Source organism: Desulfovibrio sp. 1214_IL3152 (genome assembly GCF_036763055.1).
Classification (GTDB): domain Bacteria; phylum Desulfobacterota; class Desulfovibrionia; order Desulfovibrionales; family Desulfovibrionaceae; genus Desulfovibrio.
In genome coordinates, this window is record NZ_JBAIYW010000524.1 from 1 (window position 1) to 5,589 (window position 5,589).

Genomic DNA, 5,589 nt, shown 5'->3' on the forward strand with positions numbered 1-5,589 from the left:
CGCCTATGAGCGCGAACACGGGCGTTTTGCGCCCAGGGGCAGTGCGGAAGGAAAGAACGGCAGCAGCCATGACAACCGCGATGAGGACGGCAGGCGTGAAGCTTTCGGCCGCCACGGCGATGCCGGCAATGGCCCCCATGACGAACACGGCTATGATGACGACTATGATCATGCGGAAGGCGGCATCCCCTGGGAGACTGCCCCCGAACCGGACGGGTGGATAGCGGCATTTTACCAGACCTGCATGCGGGTCATGTTTGGGGCGCAGCGTTTTTTCAGCCAGGTGCAGCCCGGTTCGCCGCAGATGCGCGCCCTGATTTTCTATCTTCTGGTAAGTGTGGTACAGGTTATTGTGGAGCGCGTGTGGTCCGGTGTGTTCATGTCGCTCATGGCCCCCAGCGCCGCTTCGGATCCGCAGCTTGAAAAGATGCTGCTCATGCTCTCGCCGCAGATGAGCCTGCCGATGGTCGTGCTGATAAAAACAGGCATGTCCGTCATCCAGCTGTATGTGCTCAGTGCGCTCATCAACTTCACCTACGGCTTTGTACGCGGCAGTCGCACGGACTTCAGCCAGGTTTTTCAGGTGCTGGCCTATTCCGCGGCGCCCACCCTGCTGTGTGTGGTTCCTCTGCTTGGCTCTCTTGTGGGCTTTGTCTGGATGTTCGCCTGCGTGCTCATAGGCTGCCGCGCAGCCCTCAAGCTTACCTGGCCGCAAACCCTCATGGGGCTTGCGCCTGTGGTGCTGCTGCTGGCCCCCCTGATTTTGCAGATTTTTCAGGCGGCGCGGATGTAAGCCTGAGTCACGGCATTTGCCCCCAATAGGCATCGCCGCCCGGCCGTTTTTTTGTGGACGGTCGGGCGGCGATACTTTTCAACGGGGCCGCCGTTTGCGGCCCCCGTATGTGCTGGTACTTTCAGCATGGCGATGTCCGCGGTGTGCGGCATGTGCGGAGGCTCCGCGCTTTTCGGCAAGGTTGAAAAGGCCTCTTTGGCACGGTTCTGGCAAATGACAGAAAAATGGCGCCCACGTGCCGCCCGCAGTGCAGCGGCATGCGGGACCTGTTTACCGGACGTGGCATTTTGCCGGATACAGTATCCGCCGGGCAATAGCGGCCGCAGTGTGCGGCAGACCCCGGCCAGGAGAAAATATGCATACCTGCCAGAAACTTTCCGGAACGTGGCAAGGGCAGAACCTTGCGGAATGCGCATGGCCGTTGGCACGCATGGTCATGACCGTGGCGCTGGGCCTGCTGCTTTTTTTGCTTTGGGGCTGTTCGCGCGCTCCTGACGACAGCCGCCGTACCTATGATTTTGCCGGGGACCTGAGCATGCCCATACAGGTGCGGGTCAACAACTTTGTGCGGCGGCAGCCCCCGGCCATCTATGTGCGGCCCACAGAATCTCTGGGCTATCGCCCGACGGCCCTTTTTGTGCCTTTGCGGGCCGTGCAGCAGATAAAGGACCCCGTAACCTTCAGCACCATGTTTTCGCGTCAGATATGGCAGGTTTGGCTGTCTCTCAACGCCTTTTCGGCCCTTGAGTATGATGCCAAGGCCGGACCTTTTGAGCCGCAGCGCGCTCTTGCCCTTGCGCGGGCGCGGGGGGCCGACATGTTGGTGGGCGGCTATATCAACCATTATATGGACGGAGGCTCCGGCGGAACCAGTTCGCTTTCGCTGGCCATTGAGGTTTACGACGCCAAAAGCGGCACGCTGTTGTGGTCAATGGCCCAGGGCGGGCTTATGGACGCCCGGCAGGTACACGATTTTTATCTGTTCTCCATTACGGAGGTCAATCCTGAAGACCCGGCGGGTCTTATAGCCCGCGCCCTTGCCTGGGATATGGGCCGTCAGGTGCTGGGCTGGGTGGACCCGAGCCGCCCCGCGCCCAGGGAGTCCTCGTGGTCGGACATGCTCAAGTCCAAGGCGTTCTGAGGCGCAAGACCAGAGCAATTTCACTTTGAAACTGTTCTGGCGGCTGCGTGAGCAGTCGCCCGCCGCAAAGGTGCAAGCGCAGCTTCAGCCGTTACGACAAAGGAAGTTACGGATGCTTCAGGAGTTGTAACGCAGGAAACTACGCTTGCAGACACCATGTGTAACGAGCGGTTTGTTTCCATACAACCACTGTCGCCATTCGTAAGGCTCGCAGGCTCGCCAACGACTGCCGCGAAGACAGCAAAGCTATGTACTTGCGCGGTTAAGCGCCGAAGCGAGAGTGCCGTAAACTGTGAGAATACACATTCTCAAAATTGCTCTGCTCTATGGAACGCGGCTTGCCCCCTGCCGTGCAGGCAAGGGGCAGGCAGATGCAAAGCCCCCTCGGGGGCTTTTTTATGGCCTGAATGGGCCGCAGGCCGGAATGATGCGGCTTGCCTGAGCGGGCTTTTTTTGAGAAGTATCAGGGCCTGAACGAACAGCAAAGGAAGCTCTCATGACCAAGGAACCCACGGAACGGCGCAAGGCCCGCCTGCTTGAAGTGCTGGCACACCGTCAGCCGGATCTCACCCTGGTGCTGGCAAATATTCATGATCCGCATAATGTTTCAGCCATTTATCGCTCGTGCGATGCCTTTGGCGTCAGCCGCGTCAATCTGTATTATACCAATACGCCTTTTCCCGCGCTGGGTCGCAAGACATCGGCTTCAGCCAGAAAATGGGTGGAGAGTGTGCGCCACAAAGACAGCGCGTCGCTTATGGAAAGCCTGCGCGCGCAAAACATGCAGGTGCTGGCTACGTCCTGCTCGCCCACGGCGCGGCCCCTGCGCGACTGGGATTTTACCCGGCCCACAGCCGTCATTATGGGCAACGAGCACAGCGGTGTGGAGCAGGAGCTTTTGCAGATGGCTGACGGGGAGCTTTATATCCCCATGTACGGGATGATCCAGAGCTTTAACGTTTCTGTGGCGGCGGCCATTATTTTGTCCGAAGCCGCCCGCCAGCGTGAGGCTGCGGGCATATATGCCGCGCCGCGCATGGCTGCGGCGGCGCTGGAAGAAAAGTTGCAGGAATGGCTGGAAAAATAGCTGGAAACAGCACGGTGTTTTTGGCGCGTGTCGTTTTTCCGGCAGTGTATGCATGGGGGAAAGAGCGCGGCAAGCGAGAATGTTTGAGCGTCTTAGAGCAGATTAACTTTGAAATGCTTCACATTTCAAAGTTTTCATTCAGCCGGAAAATGCGATTTTCGGCTGAATCCACGCCACATTGTGGCGCGCTGCACTTTCGTGCAGCTTTAGAGCATTTACACTTTTTCAAAGTTAAAATGCTCTAAAGCTTTGCCAATGCAGATTCGCAAAGCTTTAGACAGTGTCGTCACGAGCGCCTTTCCCGGTATCTCTGCGTCGAACTTCGCCTTTTATTCCGGTCGAGTACCATAAGAGTACACTCCCTGCATAAAAGGCTCGTTCTCCTTGATATACCAAGCAAATTCATCTCGTGACGACACTGTCTAAGACGCGCACTACGGCGTGCGGCGCGCACATAAAGAGCGCTTGCGCCTTTGCCGCGGGCGGTCTGCTTGGGCAGCCGCCAAAGCAGTTTTACAGCAAAACAGCCCTGAGCAGTTTTAAACAGCCAAGGTTATTGCTGCATTTCGCTGTGCGGCTGCACGCGCTTTTCAAAGTTCTTGCCGTTCCACTGATAGCCTATGTCATTGGCAACCGGCACATGGGCCATGCCTGTGCTTGTCCAGAACAGGGGCTGCGCCCGCAGCCCGCCAAGGCCGAGGCAGATCATGACCGTGGCCTGCACGTCCGGCGGCAGCTTCTGGTCTTTGCCCAGAAATTCTTCCACAGACGGCTCGGGCGGCGTATCCACAGGCACAAGGCGGCCGGAGGCGTCCATGCGCCACAGTTCCACCGTGCAGACAGGGCCGCCCAGCGTGCCGATGGCCGCATCAACGGCTCCGTTGCCGCTATGTCGGAAAAGGCGCAGGGCTACGGCCACATCGTGAAAGGGAAGGGTGGCGAAAACCATGACGTCTTCTGTCTCCCCGGCCACTTCCCAGAAATCGGCCTGCCCGTTGGAAAGCAATTTCTGCTTTTCAACAGGAGCCAGACCTTCGGGGGTGTTTTCAAAAATGCTTTCGGGCAGGGCAGCGAAAACTTCTCTGGCGCTGCGCTCATGCCCTGCGGCAGCCGGGGCGCGGTGGAATGCAAGCACAGTTGCCAGGGCGAGGGCCAGAACAAGAAAAACAGTGCGTGAGCGCTGATGAAACATAGTATACTCCCTCCGCAAGGCAGTTTGATGGACTTGCGGTTCGTAAAAATTTTTATACCGCGTTTGGCATTGTTTGTCCACGCAGACGAAGCTACGTTGTTTCATATTGATTTAGTAATAAAAAGTGTTTATTAATTGTAGTTATTCCTGTTAGTCGCGCATCCGGCGCGGCATAGCCATCTTGCCAAGCGGCCCTGCCGCGCTTACTTATGCCAGCATGAATACCAGCACCAACAAGTCCTGCATACATATTGAAAAGGCCCGGCAGCACAACCTCAAAAACATCAGCCTGGACATTCCCCGGGATGAGCTGGTGGTCATCTGCGGGCCTTCAGGCTCGGGAAAGTCCACCCTGGCCTTTGACATCGTGTATGCCGAGGGGCAGCGTCGCTATGTGGAGTCCCTTTCGGCCTATGCCCGCCAGTTTCTGCCCCAGATGGACAAGCCCGATGTGGAAAAAATAGAAGGGCTTTCACCTGCCATTTCTCTTGAGCAGCAGAGCGTTTCGCGCAATCCGCGCTCAACAGTGGGAACGGTGACGGAAATTTACGACTTTTTGCGCGTGTTTTTCGCCCGTCTGGGGCGCATGTACTGCCCCCAGTGCGGCCGCCCCATCGAAGCCCGCGCTGCAGATGAAATCATCGCCGATATCCTTGCCCTGCCGCAGGGTACAAAATTTATGGTGCTGGCCCCTCTTGTGGAACTGCAAAAAGGCACACATCAGGACAAATTTAAAAAACTCAAGGCCGAGGGCTTTGCCCGTGTGCGCGTCAACGGGGTTTTTCATACGCTTGATGACGTGCCTGCCCTGGACAAAAACAAAAAGCACAGCATTGACCTTGTGGTTGACCGTCTGGTCAACAAGGAAGGACTGCGCGGCCGCCTGGCCGACTCGGTGGAACTGGCCCTGCGCTACGGCGAAGGGCGGCTGGTAGTTCACCTGCCCGACAGGGCCGCTGCCGGCGAAGAGGCCGATACCGTACACTCCACCTCATCGGTGTGTACGCACTGCCGTATTTCTTTGCCCGCGCCCAGCCCACAGCTTTTTTCCTTCAACGGCCCGCAGGGGGCTTGCCCGCGTTGCGTGGGTCTTGGCGGCGTGGATTATTTCGAGCCGCGTCTTGTTGCGCCCAATATGGGGCTTTCGCTGAATACGGGTGTACTTTTGCCCTGGGCTACCGGCAAGATGTTCAGCCGTTATGAAGACGCGCTCAAGGCCTTGGGCAAGCGCTTCAAGTTCAGCCTGTCCACACCTCTGGAAGAATTTTCTGAAGACGCCCTGGCCGCGCTTTTTTATGGCGAAGACGAGCAGGGCAGGCCCGCCCGCTCATCGCAGGGGCTGCGCCGCAACTGGATGGGCGGCAATGTGGCCCTGG

Annotated in this window: 6 protein-coding genes; 5 read left to right on the plus strand and 1 reads right to left on the minus strand. The window is 57.9% G+C overall.

All coding sequences use genetic code 11. The features are described from left to right. The 4 genes from V6C07_RS11135 to V6C07_RS11150 all read left to right on the plus strand — a co-directional run. A partial coding sequence (locus tag V6C07_RS11135) for a Yip1 family protein (protein WP_333536550.1) occupies positions 1 to 793 on the plus strand: 793 nt, incomplete at its 5' end. 355 nt (positions 794 to 1,148) lie between these two features. Continuing rightward, the gene (locus tag V6C07_RS11140) at positions 1,149 to 1,934 is read left to right on the plus strand and encodes a hypothetical protein (protein WP_333536552.1); all 786 of its coding nucleotides are present in this window, start codon (positions 1,149 to 1,151) and stop codon (positions 1,932 to 1,934) included. A gap of 496 nt (positions 1,935 to 2,430) precedes the next feature. Further along, positions 2,431 to 3,021 (plus strand): TrmH family RNA methyltransferase, encoded by a 591-nt coding sequence (locus tag V6C07_RS11145; protein ID WP_333536554.1) that lies wholly within the window; start codon positions 2,431 to 2,433, stop codon positions 3,019 to 3,021. Next, positions 3,006 to 3,266 carry a hypothetical protein gene (locus V6C07_RS11150; RefSeq protein WP_333536555.1) on the plus strand — a complete coding sequence of 87 codons (261 nt, stop codon included), beginning with the start codon at positions 3,006 to 3,008 and terminating at the stop codon, positions 3,264 to 3,266. The genes V6C07_RS11145 and V6C07_RS11150 overlap by 16 nt, the downstream gene beginning before the upstream one ends. Positions 3,267 to 3,574: 308 nt before the next feature. Here the strand turns inward: V6C07_RS11150 and V6C07_RS11155 are convergent, their stop codons facing one another. Continuing rightward, a complete protein-coding gene (locus V6C07_RS11155; RefSeq protein WP_333536556.1) occupies positions 3,575 to 4,213 on the minus strand; it encodes a hypothetical protein in 639 nt (212 codons plus the stop codon). Positions 4,214 to 4,430: 217 nt separating this feature from the next. Between V6C07_RS11155 and V6C07_RS11160 the strand changes: the two genes are divergently transcribed. Continuing rightward, on the plus strand, positions 4,431 to 5,589 hold a 1,159-nt coding region (locus V6C07_RS11160), incomplete at its 3' end, for an ATP-binding cassette domain-containing protein (RefSeq protein ID WP_333536557.1).